The following is a 3237-nucleotide window of genomic DNA, read 5'->3' as shown; positions in this document are numbered from 1 at the left end:
AAATGTCAATCATCGATATCTATTTGGCAATGGTGTTGACCAGATTGAGGCGGATGAGAATGATGGCAATACTCGCTGGGCTTTGACTGACCATCTTGGCAGTGTGAGGGATATCGTTGATGATTCGGGTACGGTGCTAAATCATGTTGTTTATGATGCGTTTGGTGGGGTGACTAGCCAGACTGATGAGTCGGTGGTGTTTAGGTATGGCTATACGGCGCGGGAGTTTGATACTGAGTCTGGCTTGCAGTATAACCGTGCTAGATATTTGGATTCCTTTACTGGTAAGTTTATCTCTGAAGATCCGATTAGTTTCCAAGGTGGTGACTTTAATCTCTATCGCTATGTGTTCAATAGTCCTTTGAATGGAACCGATCCTTCTGGTGAAGTTACCGTATACGATGCTTTGAATGCTGCCGATCAGTTTTTTGGAAGTTTTAGTAGGGTCACAACTTTTGGCGCTACTGATTATATTCGAGAAAAGATCTATGGCAATGATGTTAATAAAAATCAGACTGGCACTTTTGCGAATTTAGGAACTGGTGCTGGAGTTGTTACAAGTTTTCTACTAGGAGGATCAGCACCAAGGGCTTTAGTTGGCGTAACCAATTTACAAAGATTAGCTCAAGCCCATACAGTTATTGGTACTGGTTTAGGAGCATATCAAAGTACCAAAAATATCCTTAATGGCTGTGCAACTCCTTGGGATATTTTGCCTTTTGTACCGCTAGTAGGCTTTGGCGGATCTGTTGCTTGGAAGGGCTTTACACAACCTAGTAACATTGGAGCTATTGATGCTTGGTTAGCAGGAGGCTCTAAAGGAGGAATTAGGAGGGATTTGGCTGCACAAAGGCTTAATTTTTCCCGCAACAACTCCAAGGTTTATTACACTGTCCAAAATGGAGATGATGCAACAAGATTATTTAATGGAGGGCAACCTTGGCCAAATAGTCCAACTAGAGCACATTTAGGTGAAGGTCTATATACTTGGGGTAACAGACCTGATGCTCAATCGTATTTGAATCGACTTACGCAAAGAGGAGCTGATGTAAGCATCTTCTCATTTCGCATCTCTAACGATAAGCTTCAGAATTTGAGGACACTAGATTTGAGACCTCCAGTTTCTGATGAAGCTGCAAATGAATGGCTAAGTCTCTATTCTTCTCTTTATGGGAAAGGATTGAAACATGATTATCAGCATGTAATTAGAGAGGCTACTGTTGGAACAGAACATTACTTCCAGAAAGATGTATTCTCGTTATTCAGGATGTCTAAATAGAGAGGTAGGATAAATGATTGGTGAATACAAATTAGCCAAGGTAAAAAATGGTGTTGGGTATTTTGCATATGTTTTTGTAGTAGTTGAACCCTCTTTAACAGGAGAAACCGTAATCGATGAGATAGGACAACAGGTAGATAGAGAAAAGGGGGAGGTTAATTCAAGAACTCATAATGATTGGATTAATGCGGCAATTGATGGTGTTTATCAAACCCTAGATCATCTTAAATCACTAACAAGTAGTGATTGTTACTTAGTAAAAGTCAGCAAAGTTATAGGAACTGAAGTTGATACTACAGAGGATTCCGTAAAAGTTGCTGCTTCGATTGCTACATGGAGAGCCATCAAGCCAAATTTCTCAGAACCGATTCCTAAATTTGATCAACTTGAGAATATTTGGACTGTCGAATTTCCCTCACTCGTATAATTATTTCGATAACCTACCCACAAAGTTCTTGCTCAGCTATTCCTTACAAGATGAGTTCCTCAGCCTCACGCCTAGCCTGTTGCGCTACTTGATTGATCGTGTAGTAGCTCACAATCAATCAAGTAGCGCATAGACAACAGCACCAAATCCACCAACGTGATCGCAGTTCAATATACCTATGACCTTGATGGTAGGATGTTATCCGTCAGTAACGAAGGGACTGCTAATCTTCCCACAACGATCATGAGTTATAGCTATGACAATGTAGGCAATGTGTTGTCCATGACAGACACCATCAATGGCAGTCTTGGTATCGCGACTACCCGTGAATATGATGCGTTAAATCGCTTGACTGTTAACGCTCAAGGCTATAAGCAGGTGATCTATGCTTACAATGCGATTAGTCAAGTCATCAGCAAATATCTATACAGTGTCAATAATCTCGTTGCTGAGACAAATCACACCTACGACAATCTCAATCGCCTCACCAATATTACTCACAGCAATGGAACTGGTGCGATCCAAACACTGCTGAAACTGGTCTTTCTTGGCTTAAGCGTTTAAAAGAAGATTATGGAATTGTTAAGTAAGCCCGATCGCATAATAAAACGTTTTCGAGGTTTGAGGGGGTTTGCTTGGCGTGTTGATATATATTGAAGGGATATCTGCCCGTTAGTTAGTTGTCGTTATGCCAAAATGGTTTAATACCGCTGGTCCTTGTCAAGCTGATATCCATTACATGTTGTCGGCTACAGATCGGCTGCCTGAAATAGTTAATTTGATTGCCCAGCGTAACTATTTCGTAATTCATGCACCAAGGCAAGTGGGTAAGACTACAGCGATGCTGACACTTGCCCAAGAGCTAACGGCGAGTGGTCAATATACGGCAGTGATGTTGTCGCTGGAAGTAGGGGCTGTATTTTCCCATGACCCAGAATTAGCAGGGCGGGCAATTTTAGATGAGTGGCAGGATGCAATTAAGTTTTATTTACCATCAGAGTTGCACCCCAGTCATAGCATTTTAGGAGAATCAGGTCGTCACATCGGCGCTTTTTTGGCAGCATGGTCACAGGAATCGCCAAAACCATTGGTAGTGTTTCTCGATGAAATCGATGCTTTGAGTGATGAGACTCTAGTTTCCGTGCTTCGGCAAATTAGATCTGGGTTTCCACGCCGTCCACAGGGATTTCCGCAGTCAGTTGCGTTGGTGGGGATGCGCGATGTGCGGGATTATAAGTATGCGTCAGGAGGAAGTGAGCGCCTAAATACCTCCAGTCCTTTTAATATCAAAGTCCGCTCCTTTACCTTGAGTAACTTTACCCTTGAGGACGTAAGAAAACTCTATCACCAACATACAGATGCGACGGGTCAAGTATTTACGCCTGAAGCAATTGATTTAGCCTTTCATTTGACGCAGGGACAGCCTTGGTTGGTGAATGCGATCGCTAAAGAAATTGTGGAATATATTACGAAAGATCCTGCAATTCCGATTACTCCTGATTTGGTGAATCAAGCTAAGGAAATATTGATT

4 protein-coding genes are annotated in these 3237 nt (G+C 42.1%); all 4 read left to right on the top strand.

Features of this window, described 5'->3' with window-relative positions; genetic code table 11:
- On the top strand, positions 1-1279 hold a 1279-nt coding region (locus PSE7429_RS21605), incomplete at its 5' end, for an RHS repeat-associated core domain-containing protein (RefSeq protein ID WP_009629505.1).
- Between the two features lie 13 nt (positions 1280-1292).
- Positions 1293-1706, top strand: a complete 414-nt coding sequence (locus PSE7429_RS21600) for a hypothetical protein (RefSeq protein ID WP_009629504.1) — start codon at positions 1293-1295, stop codon at positions 1704-1706.
- A gap of 156 nt (positions 1707-1862) precedes the next feature.
- The gene (locus tag PSE7429_RS21595) at positions 1863-2270 is read left to right on the top strand and encodes a hypothetical protein (RefSeq protein WP_009629503.1); all 408 of its coding nucleotides are present in this window, start codon (positions 1863-1865) and stop codon (positions 2268-2270) included.
- A 124-nt stretch (positions 2271-2394) separates the two neighbouring features.
- On the top strand, positions 2395-3237 hold an 843-nt coding region (locus PSE7429_RS21590), incomplete at its 3' end, for an AAA family ATPase (protein ID WP_009629502.1).

The sequence above is a fragment of the Pseudanabaena biceps PCC 7429 genome, from assembly GCF_000332215.1.
Classification (GTDB): domain Bacteria; phylum Cyanobacteriota; class Cyanobacteriia; order Pseudanabaenales; family Pseudanabaenaceae; genus Pseudanabaena; species Pseudanabaena biceps.
The sequence above is the reverse complement of the archived record's forward strand: the minus strand, read 5'-3'. Positions and strand labels throughout refer to the sequence as shown.

Coding starts and splice junctions, on each gene's coding strand:
- PSE7429_RS21600 (WP_009629504.1), top strand. CDS start 1,293: ATGATTGGTGAATACAAATTAGCCAAGGTAAAAAATGGTGTTGGGTAT.